Source organism: Bacillus carboniphilus, from assembly GCF_020524035.2.
Lineage (GTDB): Bacteria > Bacillota > Bacilli > Bacillales > JAIVKR01 > Bacillus_CC.
This window is the reverse complement of the sequence record NZ_CP129013.1, coordinates 2,785,001-2,804,059: the sequence shown is the minus strand read 5'-3', so window position 1 is coordinate 2,804,059 and position 19,059 is coordinate 2,785,001. Positions and strand designations below refer to the sequence as shown.

The window sequence follows — 19,059 nt, the reverse complement described above, 5'->3', positions numbered from 1 at the left end:
CCTGATTGATACTGATTTGCAAAAAAAGGTATAATGAAAGCATTTTTACTTCGACGAACATCTCAATAATAATTCCACATCAACCAGTAGACAAGTCATTATGAGTATTTCTAAAACAATCATTAGTGTTCACCTATTATAGCACAAATATACATTGTTTTTTAAAATTTGCTATCTATTGTATACTGTTGTTCTAACCTTTTTAAACTTTCTTTTATTTTCTTCGCCCTAACAGCCCCTATTCCTTCGACCTCATCTAATTGTGATACAGATGAGCGCTTAATATTCTTTAAATTACCAAAAGTTCGAACGACATTATCCATTACAGAAAAGGGTATTCTAGGTATTTTGCTTAAAATTCGGTACCCTCTAGGGATGACCATTTCTTCTTTATTAATATCTTGGTCATATCCAAGCTTCTTTAATAAAACGGTATCATCTAATAACTCTGCATTGGATAATTGTTGTAGTTGCTCGATAACTTCCTGGGGTTGATTGATCATTTCGAAACTATAGTCTTTCACAACTAAAGAAGCTTCTTTTTCAATATTTAGTAAGAGCTCATCCATTTGCATTTTAATGAGCTTACCCTCGCAGCCTAACTCGTGCATATATAGTTTCATCTCTAATTTAATTTTCAAGACCATTTCAACTCTATGCAGAACTTGTAACACCTCTTCGTACGTTACAAGGCCGTCAAACTCAAGACTCGTTATGTGTCTGATGGCTCCATCAAGAGTAATCGATACTTCTCCATCGTTTGAATAGCCTGATTGGCCTTGGTTAAAACAACACCTAAATCACCGAGTACATAACGCTGTTCACCAAAATATAACGTAATGACATTTCTTCTTTGTGATACAGCAATAACTAAACCTCCTGTTTGTTTAGCAACACGCTCAGCCGTTCGATGACGCATTCCCGTCTCACTAGATGAAACAGCAGCATTAGGAGTTAATTGGACATTTGCAAACAGTATTTTGCTTGCACTATCATTTAATATTAGCGCACCGTCCATCTTGGCTAATTCGTATATATAGGCCGGTGAGAAAGGAGCGTTAATATAAAACCCTCCTTCCACTATGCCTTTCACCGATTCTTTGTATCCAATCACAATTAACCCACCCGTATTAGCCCGTAAAATATTATCAATTCCCTCTCTCAAAGGTGTACCTGGTGCGATCATCTTTAATACGCCTTCCAAGTTCATTGATTTTTTTGTCATTTCCTATCCTCCTAGCGCATGGGATAGAGCTTCTGAAATATTAACAACTCCTATAACTTCAACCTCTGCTGGTTTTGTCCATCCTCCTATATTTGCCTTAGGTAAAATAATTCTTTTAAAGCCTAGCTTCACAGCTTCTTGCACACGTTGTTCAACCCTAGATACACGCCTGATCTCACCCGTTAATCCTACTTCACCAAAAAAGACATCTGTAGACCTTGTAGGAAGATCTTTAAAGCTTGATGCGATACTAATAGCAACTGCTAAATCAACTGCTGGTTCATCCAGTTTGACTCCACCGGCAACTTTCAAATAAGCATCTTGATTTTGTAGTAAGAGTCCTACTCGTTTTTCTAATACAGCCATCAGTAAAGAGACTCGATTATGATCTAATCCCGTCGCCATCCTTCTTGGGTTACCATAACTAGTGGGCGCGATTAATGCCTGAATTTCAACTAATACAGGTCTAGTACCTTCCATTGAAGCCACAACGGCAGAACCAGCTGCACCTTGTGAACGCTCCTCGAGAAAAATTTCCGAAGGATTAAGAACTTCCTCTAATCCCGTTTCTTTCATTTCGAAAATACCCATTTCATTTGTTGACCCAAAACGGTTCTTGACTGCTCGTAAAATACGAAAAGTATGATGCCTTTCTCCTTCAAAATATAAAACTGTATCCACCATATGTTCTAAAAGCCTTGGGCCTGCAATGGATCCTTCCTTCGTCACGTGTCCAACGATAAAGATCGGAACTCCGTTCGTTTTCGCAATTCTCATTAGTTCGCCTGTACATTCTCGAACTTGTGAAACACTTCCTGGAGCTGAAGTTACTTGGTTATGATAAATCGTTTGAATGGAGTCAATCACAATAAAATCTGGATTCATTTCATGAATCACTTTAGTGATATTTTCTAAATCTGTTTCTGCTAGAATAAACAAGTTTTTTGTTGCTATCGATAAACGATTGGCCCTAAGCTTAGTTTGTTTGACAGACTCTTCTCCTGAAACATAAAGTACCTTTTTTTCCGTTTCAGAAAGTCTTGCACATGCCTGAAGTAATAAGGTCGATTTCCCGATTCCTGGGTCACCGCCAATTAGTACGAGTGATCCATTTACAATCCCTCCACCTAAAACTCGATTTAACTCATTTATGGTTGTATTAATTCTAGGTTCTTCTTTTGTTTCAATCGTCATAATTGAGGTAGGCTTACTAAGCTTTATATTATCGGAATGTTGAAACACCCCGCGATTCGTTTTATTGGTTTTTATTTTTTCTTCAACCATTGAGTTCCATTGCCCACAACCAGGACATTTCCCCATCCATTTTGCAGATTCATACCCACATGATTGACATATAAATTTAACTTTCGTCTTCGCCATCCGTTGTTCCTCATTTCTTTAAAGGTCAATATTAATTAATATATGAATTTGGAGTTATTGTATAGGATTATACTATACGAGAGGAAAAAGAGGTTTTCTAAACCTTTGAAAATTGTGGGCTATTATATTGTATTTTTATCACATTGTAATATTCATACAATTATTAAGAAAGCGTACGCGCACGATTAATGACCACATGTATAAGGAACATCAACTAATTAAACCCACGTCCTGTGAACCTAATTCCTCTAGGCGTCTCCGGTGTAGAGTCTTAAGCTATACAACAATGAAAGCACCTTCCCATTAAGTACAGAGTTTATACATTTTTACCTTTTAGAGGTTGTTCAAAAAGTCATGAAAAATTGTTGTCGAATAACTTTGTTGTCTCGCTATTCCAAGCTCCGACGCCAGGATTGGCTAGCACGAGCGTTGTCCCTAGGATGGCAATGCACACGATGTGCTAGCGCAAGCGTTGGTCACAGGACGTGACCGCTGTTAGTTGACGTTCCTCCTTTAGCTCGTGATCCTTTTCCTTAACGTACACTGTGGTGCTTCGATGCCCAGGACGGGCTAGCGCAGGCGTTGCTCTCGCGACGTGGCTGAACTTAGCCTGTGATCCTTTAACTAGTCGCCTCGTTCTTCTCGGCACTTTTCCCCCTACTTTTTGAACACGCACTTTTACGAAAAGCGCAAGCGATTATTTTTAAAAGAGCCCTACCAAAGTTGGTAGAGCTCTTAACTTTTTTAAAAAAAATCACTTCACTGTCTCAGGTGATTTCACAACAAAATCATCACCTTCAATATCAATCACAATTTGTTTCCCTTTTTTAATTGTCCCTTTTAGTAGCTCTTCTGATAAACGATCCTCGACATTTTTCTGAATGGATCTACGCAATGGTCTTGCTCCGTATTCAACGTCATAGCCAACTTCACACAGTTTTTCCTTCGCCTCATCTGTTAAAGAAATTTGCAAGTCTTGTTCCAGCAATCTCTTCGCTAGTTGCTCGACCATTAACGTTGTAATTTCCTTTAAGTGTTTTTTCTCAAGTGAATGGAAGACAATGATTTCGTCTATTCTGTTCAAGAATTCAGGTCTGAAAGCACGTTTTAATTCTCCCATCACCTTATCTTTCATATCTTTATAATTTTGTGAGTCATCTTGAACGTTAAATCCAACATATTTATTTCTTTTCAGCTCACTCGCTCCTACATTGGATGTCATAATTACAATAGTATTTCTAAAGTCTACCGAACGTCCTTTTGAATCTGTTAAACGTCCATCTTCTAAAACTTGCAAGAGAATATTAAAGACATCCGGATGTGCCTTTTCAACTTCATCTAATAACACAACTGAATAAGGTTTTCTACGCACCTTTTCAGTTAATTGTCCTCCTTCTTCATGACCAACATAACCTGGAGGTGACCCTACAAGACGAGAAGTTGAATGTTTCTCCATATATTCAGACATATCAATTCGAATCATCGCATCTTCATCACCAAACATGGATTCGGCAAGGGCTCTAGCAAGCTCTGTCTTACCTACTCCTGTTGGTCCAAGGAATATGAACGATCCTATTGGACGTTTTGGATCTTTTAGACCTGCTCGTGCACGGCGAACTGCTTTTGAAACAGCTTCTACAGCTTCATCCTGACCAATTACTCTTGAATGAAGGATCTCCTCTAGTTTCAATAATTTATCTGTTTCGGTTTGAGCAAGTTTTGATACAGGTACTCCCGTCCAGTTTGATACGACAATCGCAATATCATCAATTGTCACTTCACTATTTTCTTGTCCCTGCTTCTGTTTCCACGTTTTTTTCGTTGCTTCTAATTTTTCACGTAAACGTTGCTCAGAGTCTCGAAGTGATGCCGCTTTTTCGAACTCTTGACTTTGAACGGCAGCATCTTTTTCTTTTCTCACTTCTTCTAAATCTTGCTCAAGCTCTTTTAAGTTTGGTGGAGTTGTGAAAGATCTTAACCTTACTTTTGATCCAGCTTCATCAATGAGATCAATTGCTTTATCTGGCAAATAGCGATCAGAAATATACCGATCTGACAACTTAACAGCCGCTTCAATCGCTTCATCTGTAATCGTTACTCGGTGATGTGCTTCATAACGATCACGTAATCCATTTAATATTTGAATACTTTCTTCCGCAGTCGGTTCATTTACTTGGATTGGTTGAAACCTTCTCTCTAGCGCAGCATCCTTTTCTATATATTTACGGTATTCATCAAGAGTCGTTGCGCCGATGCATTGAAGCTCTCCTCTAGCTAAAGCTGGTTTTAAAATGTTAGATGCATCAATCGCTCCTTCTGCACCCCCAGCTCCAATTAAGGTATGAAGTTCATCAATAAATAAAATAATGTTGCCCGCTTGACGAATTTCATCCATTACTTTTTTCAAACGATCTTCAAATTCTCCTCGATACTTCGTTCCTGCAACGACCGTACCCATATCAAGTGTCATTACACGCTTATCTCGTAAAATTTCTGGGACTTCGTTTTGAACAATTTGTTGTGCTAACCCTTCTGCAATAGCTGTTTTCCCTACTCCTGGCTCTCCAATAAGAACAGGGTTATTTTTTGTACGTCTACTTAACACTTCTATTACACGCTGAATCTCTTTACTTCTTCCAATAACAGGATCAAGCGTTCCCTCTCTTGCAATAACGGTCAAATCTCTTGCCAGACTATCTAATGTTGGTGTGTTCGCACTATTCATTGCGCCACCTTGATGAGAACTAGATGACTCATTACTCCCTAAAAGTTGTAACACTTGTTGACGTGCTTTGTTGAGACTTACTCCTAAATTGTTCAAAACTCTTGCAGGCTACCCCTTCCCCTTCACGAATAAGTCCTAATAAAATATGTTCAGTACCAACATATGAGTGACCTAATTTTCTTGCCTCATCCATTGATAACTCAATTACTTTTTTAGCTCTAGGTGTATAGTGAATGGTTTGCGACCCTTGCTCGCCTTTACCAATTAAGTTCTCAACTTCTGACTGAATCTTTTCATTGCTTAAACCCAGTGCGTCTAGTGCCTTTGCAGCAATGCCATCACCTTCACGTACTAAACCTAATAATACATGTTCCGTACCAATATTATTATGACCTAAACGGACAGCTTCCTCTTGCGCTAATGCTAATACTTTTTGAGCTCGCTCAGTAAATCTACCAAACATCATTTTTCATCATCCTCCATTTCTTTATCAAATGCTAATCTTTCTCTTATTAATGTTGCTCTTCTTATATCTCTTTCATCAGACGTTAATGTTCCTCCTGCATATTGCGCAAGAATCCTGGTTGAGTTAACACCATGAGTTCATTCATTATATTTCTAGACATATTTTTTATAATCCCTAAATCAATGCCTAGTCTAACATCTGATAAGCGATTGGCCGTTTCTTTAGATTCAATAATACGACTATTTGCCAAAATACCATATGAACGAAAGATGCGATCTTCTAACTGTAGTTTTGATGTTTTATATAAAGCCTCTCTTGCTGATCTTTCTTGTGTAATTAATTGGTCGACTACACTTTTCAAGTCATCTACAATATCTTCCTCTGATTTCCCCAACGTTAATTGGTTTGATACTTGAAAGATATTTCCTAATGCTTGACTTCCTTCTCCGTAAATCCCTCTAACAACTAACCCTAATTGGTTGATAGCAGGAATAATTCGATTGATTTGTTTTGTCATGACTAACGCTGGAAGATGCATCATGACAGAAGCTCTAAGACCGGTCCCTACGTTTGTAGGGCAGCTCGTTAAATACCCTTTCTGTTCATCAAAAGCATAGGCTACTTCCTCTTCAATCCAATCATCTAAGTCATTTGCCATGTTTAATGCTTCTTGTAACTGAAAACCTGGGAAAAGACATTGAATACGAATATGATCTTCTTCATTTACCATGATGCTAATTTCTTCTTCTTCGGATAATAAACACGCGCTATGCGCATGGTCTTCTATCAAATAAGGACTAATTAAGTGTTTTTCCATCAGCACCCTTTTTTTCAATTGGCTTTAAATCACTCATTTTTAATATTTCTAACTTTTTACCTTGAAAGGGTTTAGGAACAATTTTTTCTTCAATATCATTTATTACTTTCTCCCCGTCTCCATTCGAAATGATTGGAAACTTATAAGGCTCTAAATTCCTTGCTAATCTAATTCTGCTACTCATCACAATATCACTGTTAGGTCCTTCGTTACTCATCCAGGCACTCATTGCTTGACTCATGAATTTTTTTAATGACATTTAATATTCCCCCTTGTTCATTCTTGCTTCTAGGGAACGAATTTCATCTCTCACTTCTGAAGCTTTTTCAAATTGTTCTGTTGAAATCAACTGTTTTAACTGCTCTTTCAAGGATGTTAACTGTTTCTTCAATTTTAAATTGCCACCTAGTCTTTTTGGTAGCTTTCCTGCATGGACAGTATTGCCACTATGAACCCTTCTTAACATTGGATGAATTTGATCCGCAAATGTTTTGTAGCAGTTTGAACATCCAAAACGACCGACTTTTTGGAACTGTGCAAAGGTTAAGTTACACTTTTCACACTTTGTTACTTGTTTTTCTTGAAAGACAGGATTAATTTCCATATTGTTATTGTTCAAAAAACCACTAAGCAAATTGTGAATCGTAAAGCCCGCATTGTTGTTTATAGAGGAAAAATTAGAATTTTCTTGTGCGCACTTTTCACACAAGTGGATTTCGGTTTTCTCCCCGTTTATAATTTTTGTGAAATGCAAGGTGGCAGGTCTCTCTTTACATTCTTGACAAACCATTTAAAATCACCCCATTTATTTATATTTCAGTGAATGAAGCATCGCCTTCATAATACGAGAACGAAGCCTCATCTCGTTCAGGAATACCCAAGTATAGAACAGATCGATCAATAACGCTAAGCATAAGTCTTGCTTCTCTTTCTGTAACCACTTTTTCTTCAATCATTCTTAATATGATATTCTCAGCTGCTGCCTGTGTTAAATGGTTACCTATTAAGTCAATAAGTTGTGATAGCAAGTGGGCATGATCGTGTGCTTTCACTTTAATAATACGGATATACCCTCCCCCACACCACGTTTACTTTCAACTAAATACCCTTTTTCAACAGTAAAACGTGTATTGATCACATAATTGATTTGAGAGGGCACACATTGAAAACGCTCCGCTATTTCACTTCGCTTAATTTCAACAATTTCTTTCCCACTAGTGTCTAGAACATTTTTCAAATATTGTTCAATTATATCAGATATGTTTCTCATAGCCCCCTCCTTCAATTGACTTTGACTATATTTGACCTTATCTTTACTATAGACACTTCCAAATAAAATTTCAACTAATTAACACTGGTTATATGTACATTTTTATTTCTCTTTTTTTATTATGATCATTTCTATCGACAATTAGTCTTAACAAAGGATGCTAGTATAGTTTCATGGACACACCTTAGTTAAGCTTTCTAATTATTGACTATAATAAAAAACGAAAGGATGTGTCCTTGATGGGTAACCAAGGTGTTAATAAAAAATTCAATGAAGACTTCAAAAAAACGGTGGTTAATCTTTATCATTCTGGCAACTCAGTAAGCAATCTAAGTAGCGAATATGGCGTGTCTGAAGTAACGATTTATAAATGGATTAAACGATTCTCTCCAATCGATTTAGAAGATGGTTCGACCGTTACGACGGACGATTTAATCCAATTAAAAAAACAAATGCGCCGCCTTCAGGAGGAGAATGAAATATTAAAAAAGGCTATGGCCATATTCGCGAAAAAGTAAGTAAAACTGAGTTAGCCGCTACGATTGAAAAGTATAAAGATCAACACCCTATACAAGCACTGTGTGAAGTCTTAGATATTCCAAGAAGTACGTATTATCAATCACTACATGAAACAGAGTCTAATCGTGATCGTGAGAACAAGGAACTAACCAAAGAAATGATAGAAATTCATACAGATAGTAAAAAACGGTACGGAGCACCCAAAATTCATATGGAACTCGAAAAAAAAAAGGATTTTCCGTGAGTCTAAAAAGAGTTCAAAGGCTAATGAAAAAAGTTGGAATCCGCTCCATTATACAAAGGAAATATCGCCCTTATACTAGTCAGCACCAAGTAACAGAACAAGGAAACTTATTAAACCGAGACTTTACCACCACAACGATTAATGAAAAATGGGTGGGAGATATTACGTATATCCATACGATTAAAGATGGTTGGTGCTACTTAGCTTCAGTGATGGATTTACATTCTAAGAAAATCATAGGTTATGCCTTTTCAAAAACGATGACGACAGACCTAGTGATAAAAGCACTGAATCATGCGTATGAAACGCAATCTCCTAAAAAGGAGCTCATCTTTCATTCGGATTTAGGCTCTCAATATACAAGTGAAGAATTTGCAGAATCCATCCGTTCCAAGGGGATCAAACATTCATTTAGCCGTAAAGGTTGCCCATATGATAATGCTTGTATTGAATCATTTCACGCCATTTTGAAAAAAGAAGAAGTCCATCAAGTTAAATACCTGAACTATCAATCGGCTAACATGGCTTTATTTCAATATATTGAAGGCTGGTACAATCGAAAAAGAATCCATGGAAGTATCGGGTATCGAACTCCACAAGAAGTAGAAGACAGCATTCGGGCATGCGCATAGCGACTCTCTAACATGTGTGAATCAAGCTTTATAGGGAGTAGCGGGCATGATAGCCTCCTTTGGCGATGCCGATGTCGGAGCATCTGGTTTCTCGGCAACAGAATCACGCCCGCGGAGGGACCCTGTCAAGCGTCAAAATAAAACAAGTTTTCTTCGAGCATAGGTATTAAAGTGAACTAACTTTTTTGTGTCCGAAAATTTGACTCAGATCCAAAATTCTTAAAAGTCTTCACTTGAATACATTTGTAAAAAATTATTGATTGTTCCAATATTGTAATTAATGTTATTCACCTTTGTTATACAATCACATAGGGAAGAATGCATTTACAAAACATATTATGGTGATTAATTTGACTAAACATAAAAATAACTTTGATTATAACCTTTTCTTTTATATCTTTTTACTTATGATATTTAGCTGTATATGTATGTACAGTGCTCAACAAAATGCGTTAATTAAAGATGAGTACTTATTGAAGCAAATAGCCTGGTTCATTATTGGACTAATCATTGTATTGTGTATTTTTTATTTTGATTTTGAAGCAGTTATGAAATTGACACCAATCGCCTATATAATTGGCATATTAATGTTAATTAGTGTTTTATTAGCTCCTAATACAATTGCTCCTGTAAGGAATGGGGCAAAATCATGGTTTGTTATTAAAGGGATAGGATCGATTCAACCATCAGAGTTTATGAAAATCTTTTTAATCTTAATGCTCTCTTATGTAATAGCACGCCATAGAGAAAACCACTCAATGACAATCTTAGCTAGCGAATATAAGCTCATGCTAAAAATCGGAGTTCTATCATTAATACCTATATCTTTAACTTATTTACAGAATGATTTTGGCACGTCTTTAGTCATGGTTATTATAACTCTTGGTATGATCTTTTTATCTATAAATTGGAGAATTGACTTGTTAATTTTTATCTCGGGAATAATTATTATTGCTTCACTTACAGGTATCTTTCTGATTAATCCACAGCTGTTACTAAAAGTTTTTGATGAATATCAGTTAAATCGAATTTATTCCTGGTTAGATCCTTTTTCGTATGCCCAAGGTATTGGATATCAATTAAAGCAGTCTATTTTAGCGGTTGGTTCAGGCATGATGAATGGGGTTGGATTTGATAATAATCAAGTCAAAGTCCCAGAATCCCATACTGATTTTATTTTCGCAATAGTAGCAGAAGAGTTTGGATTTTTAGGTGCTAGCTTATTAATTTCATTATATTTTTTGATTATTTTTAGAATGGTGTTCATCTTTGTAAAAAACAAAGACAAATTATTTGAGTCACTCATATGCATTGGTATGATGTCGTTAATTTCGTTCCACGTATTTCAAAACATTGGGATGGTCATTGGATTAATTCCAATAACAGGAATTCCTCTTCCGCTAATGAGTTATGGAGGAAGTTCGATTCTTACTACAATGATCGGTTTTGGCTTAGTTTTAAATGTATCCTTAAAGAAAAAGGATTTCTTTTTTAGTGAGGAGGGCTAGCTATTTATTAATAAGCAACAAAAGAAGATATTAAAGAAACGCCTTTCTATCTTATTTTATATCGTCAGCTTTTGCTTTCTTGTTTTGCTCTTAAACATTGTTATAACAATCGTTTTATTTTGATTGTTAAGTTCTATTTCCCTGAAAATAAAACAATAGATTAATTGTACATAGTAGGAGCATTACTTTTTTAATAGCGATAATTTTTTGAGGTGAAATAAATATGAAGTTCCCCATACAAGAAAGAGGCATGAGTCCGTCTAGCGACACATACATTGGAATTCGGGCTAAGTACAGACACGTCCTGTGGAAACGTTGATGCTAGAACATCCTTTTCATCGACGTACTGTAGCCAACATAGATCCACCTCCACCCTAGAGGCGTGTGCTTCGAAAGCACCTTCCAAATAAGGACAGATTTTTTACTTCTTTAAAATATAAATACAAAAAACCACTAACAACAGTTAAGTTATTAGTGGTTTTTATTTTTGCCTGGCAACGTCCTACTCTCACAGGGGGAGACCCCCAACTACCATCGGCGCTAAAGAGCTTAACTTCCGTGTTCGGCATGGGAACGGGTGTGGCCTCTTTGCCCTTATTACCAGGCTATGTTTGAAAGAAAATTCATTCTTTCAAAACTAAATAACGAAGGGTGACAAGAATCGCATGTGTGTGGTTAAGTCCTCGATCGATTAGTATTCGTCAGCTCCATGTGTCACCACACGTCCACCTCGAACCTATCAACCTGATCATCTTTCAGGGATCTTACTCTATTGCTAGATGGGAAATCTCATCTTGAGGGGGGCTTCATGCTTAGATGCTTTCAGCACTTATCCCTTCCGCACATAGCTACCCAGCGATGCCTTTGGCAAGACAACTGGTACACCAGCGGTGCGTCCATCCCGGTCCTCTCGTACTAAGGACAGCTCCTCTCAAATTTCCTGCGCCCACGACGGATAGGGACCGAACTGTCTCACGACGTTCTGAACCCAGCTCGCGTACCGCTTTAATGGGCGAACAGCCCAACCCTTGGGACCGACTACAGCCCCAGGATGCGATGAGCCGACATCGAGGTGCCAAACCTCCCCGTCGATGTGGACTCTTGGGGGAGATAAGCCTGTTATCCCCGGGGTAGCTTTTATCCGTTGAGCGATGGCCCTTCCATGCGGAACCACCGGATCACTAAGCCCGACTTTCGTCCCTGCTCGACTTGTAGGTCTCGCAGTCAACTCCCTTGTGCCTTTACACTCTACGAATGATTTCCAACCATTCTGAGGGAACCTTTGGGCGCCTCCGTTACTTTTTAGGAGGCGACCGCCCCAGTCAAACTGCCCACCTGACACTGTCTCCCACCCGGATGACGGGTGCGGGTTAGAAGGTCAATACAGCCAGGGTAGTATCCCAAAGACGCCTCCACCGAAGCTAGCGCTCCGGCTTCTATGGCTCCTACCTATTCTGTACAAGCTGTACCAACATTCAATATCAGGCTACAGTAAAGCTCCACGGGGTCTTTCCGTCCTGTCGCGGGTAACCTGCATCTTCACAGGTACTATAATTTCACCGAGTCTCTCGTTGAGACAGTGCCCAGATCGTTGCGCCTTTCGTGCGGGTCGGAACTTACCCGACAAGGAATTTCGCTACCTTAGGACCGTTATAGTTACGGCCGCCGTTTACTGGGGCTTCGGTTCACACCTTCGCTTACGCTAAGCGCTCCCCTTAACCTTCCAGCACCGGGCAGGCGTCAGCCCCTATACTTCGCCTTACGGCTTCGCAGAGACCTGTGTTTTTGCTAAACAGTCGCCTGGGCCTTTTCACTGCGGCTCTCTCGGGCTTGCACCCTACCAGAGCACCCCTTCTCCCGAAGTTACGGGGTCATTTTGCCGAGTTCCTTAACGAGAGTTCTCTCGATCACCTTAGGATTCTCTCCTCGCCTACCTGTGTCGGTTTGCGGTACGGGCACCTCCCACCTCGTTAGAGGCTTTTCTTGGCAGTGTGGAATCAGGAACTTCGGTACTCTATTTCCCTCGCCATCACAAATAGCCTTCATGATGAGCGGATTTGCCTACTCATCAGCCTACCTGCTTGGACGCGGCGATCCAGTGCCGCGCTTACCCTATCCTCCTGCGTCCCCCCATCACTCAAATGGTGGGGAGGTGGTACAGGAATATCAACCTGTTGTCCATCGCCTACGCCTTTCGGCCTCGGCTTAGGTCCCGACTAACCCTGAGCGGACGAGCCTTCCTCAGGAAACCTTAGGCATTCGGTGGAGGGATTCTTACCCCTCTTTCGCTACTCATACCGGCATTCTCACTTCTAAGCGCTCCACCAGTCCTTCCGGTCTGGCTTCACCGCCCTTAGAACGCTCTCCTACCACTGTTCCATACGGAACAGTCCGCGCCTTCGGTGATACGTTTAGCCCCGGTACATTTTCGGCGCAGAGTCACTCGACCAGTGAGCTATTACGCACTCTTTAAATGGTGGCTGCTTCTAAGCCAACATCCTGGTTGTCTAAGCAACTCCACATCCTTTTCCACTTAACGTATACTTTGGGACCTTAGCTGGCGGTCTGGGCTGTTTCCTCTTGACTACGGATCTTATCACTCGCAGTCTGACTCCCAAGAATAAGTTTCTGGCATTCGGAGTTTGACTGAATTCGGTAACCCGATGAGGGCCCCTAGTCCAATCAGTGCTCTACCTCCATAACTCTCATCTTGAGGCTAGCCCTAAAGCTATTTCGGAGAGAACCAGCTATCTCCAAGTTCGATTGGAATTTCTCCGCTACCCACACCTCATCCCCGCACTTTTCAACGTGCGTGGGTTCGGGCCTCCATTCAGTGTTACCTGAACTTCACCCTGGACATGGGTAGATCACCTGGTTTCGGGTCTACGACCCTATACTCTATTCGCCCTACTTAAGACTCGCTTTCGCTACGGCTCCGCCTTATCAGCTTAACCTTGCATAGGATCGTAACTCGCCGGTTCATTCTACAAAAGGCACGCCATCACCCGTTAACGGGCTCTGACTACTTGTAAGCACACGGTTTCAGGATCTCTTTCACTCCCCGCCAGGGGTGCTTTTCACCTTTCCCTCACGGTACTGGTTCACTATCGGTCACTAGGGAGTATTTAGCCTTGGGAGATGGTCCTCCCTGCTTCCGGCAGGATTCCTCGTGTCCCGCCGTACTCAGGATCCACTCTGGAGAGAATGAGATTTTGACTACAGGATTGTTACCTTCTCTGATGGGCCTTTCCAGACCTCTTCATCTATCTCATTCCTTTGTAACTCCGTATAGAGTGTCCTACAACCCCAAGAGGAAACCTCTTGGTTTGGGCTAATTCCGTTTCGCTCGCCGCTACTCAGGAAATCGCATTTGCTTTCCTCTCCTCCGGGTACTTAGATGTTTCAGTTCCCCGGGTGTGCCTTCCATATCCTATGTATTCAGATATGGATCCTACTCCATTACGAGTAGGGGGTTTCCCCATTCGGATATCTCCGGATCAAAGCTTACTTACAGGCTCCCCCCGAAGCGTTTCGGCGTTAGTCCCGTCCTTCATCGGCTCCTAGTGCCAAGGCATCCACCGTGCGCTCTTTCTAACTTAACCGTTAGAATTTATTACATCGACTTTAAAAGTCATAAATCACAATTTTGATGTCTTGTCATTTCGTTATTTAATTTTCAAAGAACGAAGTCTTTCTGTTTGAGAGATGATCTCTCAAAACTAAACAAACCAAGAAGCGTCCTTACGTTTTTGTCTCGAAAGAGACAGTTTTCCTTAGAAAGGAGGTGATCCAGCCGCACCTTCCGATACGGCTACCTTGTTACGACTTCACCCCAATCATCTGTCCCACCTTAGGCGGCTGGCTCCCTAAAAGGGTTACCCTACCGACTTCGGGTGTTACAAACTCTCGTGGTGTGACGGGCGGTGTGTACAAGACCCGGGAACGTATTCACCGCGGCATGCTGATCCGCGATTACTAGCGATTCCGGCTTCATGTAGGCGAGTTGCAGCCTACAATCCGAACTGAGAATGGATTTTTGGGATTGGCTTCACTTTGCAGCTTCGCTGCCCTTTGTTCCATCCATTGTAGCACGTGTGTAGCCCAGGTCATAAGGGGCATGATGATTTGACGTCATCCCCACCTTCCTCCGGTTTGTCACCGGCAGTCACCTTAGAGTGCCCAACTGAATGCTGGCAACTAAGATCAAGGGTTGCGCTCGTTGCGGGACTTAACCCAACATCTCACGACACGAGCTGACGACAACCATGCACCACCTGTCACTTCGTCCCCCGAAAGGGAACCTTCTATCTCTAGAAGTAGCGAAGGATGTCAAGACCTGGTAAGGTTCTTCGCGTTGCTTCGAATTAAACCACATGCTCCACCGCTTGTGCGGGTCCCCGTCAATTCCTTTGAGTTTCAGTCTTGCGACCGTACTCCCCAGGCGGAGTGCTTAATGCGTTTGTCGCAAAGACTAAAGGGCGGAAACCCTCTAACACTTAGCACTCATCGTTTACGGCGTGGACTACCAGGGTATCTAATCCTGTTCGCTCCCCACGCTTTCGCGCCTCAGCGTCAGTTACAGACCAGAGAGTCGCCTTCGCCACTGGTGTTCCTCCACATCTCTACGCATTTCACCGCTACACGTGGAATTCCACTCTCCTCTTCTGCACTCAAGTTCCCCAGTTTCCAATGACCGCTCGCGGTTGAGCCGCGAGATTTCACATCAGACTTAAAGAACCGCCTGCGCGCGCTTTACGCCCAATAATTCCGGACAACGCTTGCCACCTACGTATTACCGCGGCTGCTGGCACGTAGTTAGCCGTGGCTTTCTGGTTAGGTACCGTCAAGGTACCGCCCTATTCGAACGATACTTGTTCTTCCCTAACAACAGAGCTTTACGATCCGAAAACCTTCTTCACTCACGCGGCGTTGCTCCGTCAGACTTTCGTCCATTGCGGAAGATTCCCTACTGCTGCCTCCCGTAGGAGTCTGGGCCGTGTCTCAGTCCCAGTGTGGCCGATCACCCTCTCAGGTCGGCTACGCATCGTCGCCTTGGTGAGCCGTTACCTCACCAACTAGCTAATGCGCCGCGGCCCATCTGTAAGCGATAGCTAAAAGCCACCTTTCAACTTTAGACTAGGTAGTCTTAAGGTTTATCCGGTATTAGCCCCGGTTTCCCGGAGTTATCCCCGTCTTACAGGCAGGTTGCCCACGTGTTACTCACCCGTTCGCCGCTAACTTGATGGAAAGCAAGCTTTCCATCAAGTCCGCTCGACTTGCATGTATTAGGCACGCCGCCAGCGTTCGTCCTGAGCCAGGATCAAACTCTCCGATAAAATGGTGTCAGATTCAATCTGATCATTTTATGAGTTTGCTAACTCATGGTTGTTTCAAAAAAATTTGACGCTTTTGGTTTGTTTAGTTTTCAAAGATCATTTTTGGTGGAGCCTAGCGGGATCGAACCGCTGACCTCCTGCGTGCAAGGCAGGCGCTCTCCCAGCTGAGCTAAGGCCCCATTATATAATTTAATCATGGTCGGGAAGACAGGATTCGAACCTGCGACCCCATGGTCCCAAACCATGTGCTCTACCAAGCTGAGCTACTTCCCGCTAATGGCGCGCCCGAGAGGAGTCGAACCCCTAACCTTTTGATCCGTAGTCAAACGCTCTATCCAATTGAGCTACGGGCGCTAAATGGTGCCGAGGGCCGGACTTGAACCGGCACGGTAGTCACCTACCGCAGGATTTTAAGTCCTGTGTGTCTGCCAATTCCACCACCCCGGCATGGGGAATGATCTTGGAGCGGAAGACGGGATTCGAACCCGCGACCCCCACCTTGGCAAGGTGGTGTTCTACCACTGAACTACTTCCGCGTATCATAATGCGGGTGAAGGGAGTCGAACCCCCACGTCACAAGGACACTAGATCCTAAGTCTAGCGCGTCTGCCAGTTCCGCCACACCCGCGAAATTCAAAATGGTGAGCCATGAAGGACTCGAACCTTCGACCCTCTGATTAAAAGTCAGATGCTCTACCAACTGAGCTAATGGCTCTAAAAAAACTCGTGGTGCCGGCAAGAGGACTTGAACCCCCAACCTACTGATTACAAGTCAGTTGCTCTACCAATTGAGCTACACCGGCGTATAAAAAGTGAACTATTATTTGATTTTTCTTTCTTAAAACGTCATCCCGACTTCTATTAGTTTATTCAAGATGTTGTTCAGTCGGTATGCTGAAGCTTACTCTATGAAGCCTATTCGGTCGTGCTCTACCAGTTGAGCTACACCGGCGTATATAGCCAGACCTTACGGTCTTTGTTTTAAATATTATCAGATAACAATTTCATTTTAAATGGTGGAGGATGACGGGATCGAACCGCCGACCCCTTGCTTGTAAGGCAAGTGCTCTCCCAGCTGAGCTAATCCTCCAATGCTTGGCAACGTCCTACTCTCACAGGGGGAGACCCCCAACTACCATCGGCGCTAAAGAGCTTAACTTCCGTGTTCGGCATGGGAACGGGTGTGACCTCTTTGCTATCGTCACCAAACATAGGGTTTACGGCTTTTGATAAACGGCACATTTTTTTGTCATCTTCTTTCGTCAACGTCGTCACGTACTGGAGTTACCTCCTCGGTTTCCTCAGTTGATTCCTCAAACTGCTTGTTTCTCAAAACCCTTTTATTTCTTATGTAGGTTTCTTTTGAATAGGCGCATTTTTTTTGTCATCTTCTTTCGTCAACGTCGTCACGTACTGGAGTATGCTCCTCGGTTTCCTCAGTTGATTTCTCAAACTATTTGCCTCTCAAAACCCTTGTCCCATTTTAGAGGGACAAAATATATTATACTTATTTTTAAGATAATATCAAGCGTTTTTTTCAAAAGAAAATTCATTCTTTCAAAACTAAATAACGAAGTGTGACAAGAATCGCATGTGTGTGGTTAAGTCCTCGATCGATTAGTATTCGTCAGCTCCATGTGTCACCACACGTCCACCTCGAACCTATCAACCTGATCATCTTTCAGGGATCTTACTCTATTGCTAGATGGGAAATCTCATCTTGAGGGGGGCTTCATGCTTAGATGCTTTCAGCACTTATCCCTTCCGCACATAGCTACCCAGCGATGCCTTTGGCAAGACAACTGGTACACCAGCGGTGCGTCCATCCCGGTCCTCTCGTACTAAGGACAGCTCCTCTCAAATTTCCTGCGCCCACGACGGATAGGGACCGAACTGTCTCACGACGTTCTGAACCCAGCTCGCGTACCGCTTTAATGGGCGAACAGCCCAACCCTTGGGACCGACTACAGCCCCAGGATGCGATGAGCCGACATCGAGGTGCCAAACCTCCCCGTCGATGTGGACTCTTGGGGGAGATAAGCCTGTTATCCCCGGGGTAGCTTTTATCCGTTGAGCGATGGCCCTTCCATGCGGAACCACCGGATCACTAAGCCCGACTTTCGTCCCTGCTCGACTTGTAGGTCTCGCAGTCGCCTCCCTTGTGCCTTTACACTCTACGAATGATTTCCAACCATTCTGAGGGAACCTTTGGGCGCCTCCGTTACTTTTTAGGAGGCGACCGCCCCAGTCAAACTGCCCACCTGACACTGTCTCCCACCCGGATGACGGGTGCGGGTTAGAAGGTCAATACAGCCAGGGTAGTATCCCAAAGACGCCTCCACCGAAGCTAGCGCTCCGGCTTCTATGGCTCCTACCTATTCTGTACAAGCTGTACCAACATTCAATATCAGGCTACAGTAAAGCTCCACGGGGTCTTTCCGTCCTGTCGCGGGTAACCTGCATCTTCACAGGTACTATAATTTCACCGAGTCTCTCGTTGAGACAGTGCCCAGATCGTTGCGCCTTTCGTGCGGGTCGGAACTTACCCGACAAGGAATTTCGCTACCTTAGGACCGTTATAGTTACGGCCGCCGTTTACTGGGGCTTCGGTTCACACCTTCGCTTACGCTAAGCGCTCCCCTTAACCTTCCAGCACCGGGCAGGCGTCAGCCCCTATACTTCGCCTTACGGCTTCGCAGAGACCTGTGTTTTTGCTAAACAGTCGCCTGGGCCTTTTCACTGCGGCTCTCTCGGGCTTGCACCCTACCAGAGCACCCCTTCTCCCGAAGTTACGGGGTCATTTTGCCGAGTTCCTTAACGAGAGTTCTCTCGATCACCTTAGGATTCTCTCCTCGCCTACCTGTGTCGGTTTGCGGTACGGGCACCTCCCACCTCGTTAGAGGCTTTTCTTGGCAGTGTGGAATCAGGAACTTCGGT

General features: G+C 42.6%; 5 protein-coding genes, 9 tRNA genes, 5 rRNA genes and 5 pseudogenes (1 of these 24 running past the window's edge). 2 read left to right on the top strand and 22 right to left on the bottom strand.

The window, feature by feature from the left end; translation table 11 throughout:
- Positions 1-161: 161 nt before the first annotated feature.
- The 8 genes and pseudogenes from disA to LC087_RS14290 form a co-directional block, all read right to left on the bottom strand.
- A pseudogene (gene disA, locus LC087_RS14320) lies at positions 162-1,225 on the bottom strand (DNA integrity scanning diadenylate cyclase DisA).
- Between the two features lie 3 nt (positions 1,226-1,228).
- A complete protein-coding gene (radA, locus tag LC087_RS14315; protein WP_226541686.1) occupies positions 1,229-2,605 on the bottom strand; it encodes a DNA repair protein RadA in 1,377 nt (458 codons plus the stop codon).
- A 754-nt stretch (positions 2,606-3,359) separates the two neighbouring features.
- Positions 3,360-5,796: pseudogene (clpC, locus tag LC087_RS14310) on the bottom strand (ATP-dependent protease ATP-binding subunit ClpC).
- Positions 5,793-6,662: pseudogene (locus tag LC087_RS14305) on the bottom strand (protein arginine kinase); the annotation flags it as partial. The pseudogenes LC087_RS14305 and clpC, both read right to left, overlap by 4 nt.
- Positions 6,663-6,754: 92 nt before the next feature.
- A pseudogene (locus tag LC087_RS19755) lies at positions 6,755-6,872 on the bottom strand (ATP--guanido phosphotransferase); the annotation flags it as partial.
- Positions 6,873-7,403, bottom strand: a complete 531-nt coding sequence (locus LC087_RS14300; protein WP_306019667.1) for a protein-arginine kinase activator protein McsA — start codon at positions 7,401-7,403, stop codon at positions 6,873-6,875.
- Positions 7,404-7,422: 19 nt separating this feature from the next.
- Positions 7,423-7,665, bottom strand: a complete 243-nt coding sequence (locus tag LC087_RS14295; RefSeq protein ID WP_306019666.1) for a hypothetical protein — start codon at positions 7,663-7,665, stop codon at positions 7,423-7,425.
- On the bottom strand, positions 7,662-7,883 hold the full coding sequence (locus tag LC087_RS14290) for a CtsR family transcriptional regulator (RefSeq protein ID WP_306019665.1): 222 nt from the start codon (positions 7,881-7,883) through the stop codon (positions 7,662-7,664). Before LC087_RS14290 ends, LC087_RS14295 begins: the two co-directional genes overlap by 4 nt.
- Before the next feature lie 239 nt (positions 7,884-8,122).
- On the opposite strand from LC087_RS14290, the pseudogene LC087_RS14285 reads away from it, so the two are divergent.
- Positions 8,123-9,278 (top strand): annotated as a pseudogene (locus LC087_RS14285) (IS3 family transposase).
- Between the two features lie 350 nt (positions 9,279-9,628).
- Positions 9,629-10,786: an FtsW/RodA/SpoVE family cell cycle protein gene (locus LC087_RS14280; protein WP_226543471.1), complete on the top strand. Its 1,158-nt coding sequence runs from the start codon at positions 9,629-9,631 to the stop codon at positions 10,784-10,786.
- A 489-nt stretch (positions 10,787-11,275) separates the two neighbouring features.
- Here the strand turns inward: LC087_RS14280 and rrf (LC087_RS14275) are convergent.
- From rrf (LC087_RS14275) to LC087_RS14210, 14 genes are all read right to left on the bottom strand, one after another.
- Positions 11,276-11,391 (bottom strand): 5S ribosomal RNA (gene rrf, locus LC087_RS14275).
- A 66-nt stretch (positions 11,392-11,457) separates the two neighbouring features.
- Positions 11,458-14,388 (bottom strand): 23S ribosomal RNA (locus tag LC087_RS14270).
- A 175-nt stretch (positions 14,389-14,563) separates the two neighbouring features.
- Positions 14,564-16,122, bottom strand: a 16S ribosomal RNA gene (locus LC087_RS14265).
- A gap of 103 nt (positions 16,123-16,225) precedes the next feature.
- Positions 16,226-16,301, bottom strand: a tRNA-Ala gene (locus tag LC087_RS14260).
- A gap of 17 nt (positions 16,302-16,318) precedes the next feature.
- Positions 16,319-16,395 (bottom strand) — tRNA-Pro (locus tag LC087_RS14255).
- Positions 16,396-16,399: 4 nt separating this feature from the next.
- Positions 16,400-16,476: transfer RNA gene (locus tag LC087_RS14250), tRNA-Arg, on the bottom strand.
- A 4-nt stretch (positions 16,477-16,480) separates the two neighbouring features.
- A tRNA-Leu gene (locus LC087_RS14245) sits at positions 16,481-16,569 on the bottom strand.
- Positions 16,570-16,583: 14 nt separating this feature from the next.
- Positions 16,584-16,658: transfer RNA gene (locus LC087_RS14240), tRNA-Gly, on the bottom strand.
- Between the two features lie 9 nt (positions 16,659-16,667).
- A tRNA-Leu gene (locus LC087_RS14235) sits at positions 16,668-16,750 on the bottom strand.
- A gap of 11 nt (positions 16,751-16,761) precedes the next feature.
- Positions 16,762-16,837 (bottom strand) — tRNA-Lys (locus LC087_RS14230).
- Positions 16,838-16,849: 12 nt separating this feature from the next.
- Positions 16,850-16,925, bottom strand: a tRNA-Thr gene (locus LC087_RS14225).
- 211 nt (positions 16,926-17,136) lie between these two features.
- Positions 17,137-17,212 (bottom strand) — tRNA-Val (locus LC087_RS14220).
- A 3-nt stretch (positions 17,213-17,215) separates the two neighbouring features.
- A 5S ribosomal RNA gene (gene rrf, locus LC087_RS14215) occupies positions 17,216-17,331 on the bottom strand.
- Between the two features lie 388 nt (positions 17,332-17,719).
- Positions 17,720-19,059, bottom strand: a 23S ribosomal RNA gene (locus tag LC087_RS14210) (it continues 1,587 nt past the right edge of the window).
- Together the 16S, 23S and 5S rRNA genes with 9 tRNA genes alongside form the textbook arrangement of a ribosomal RNA operon.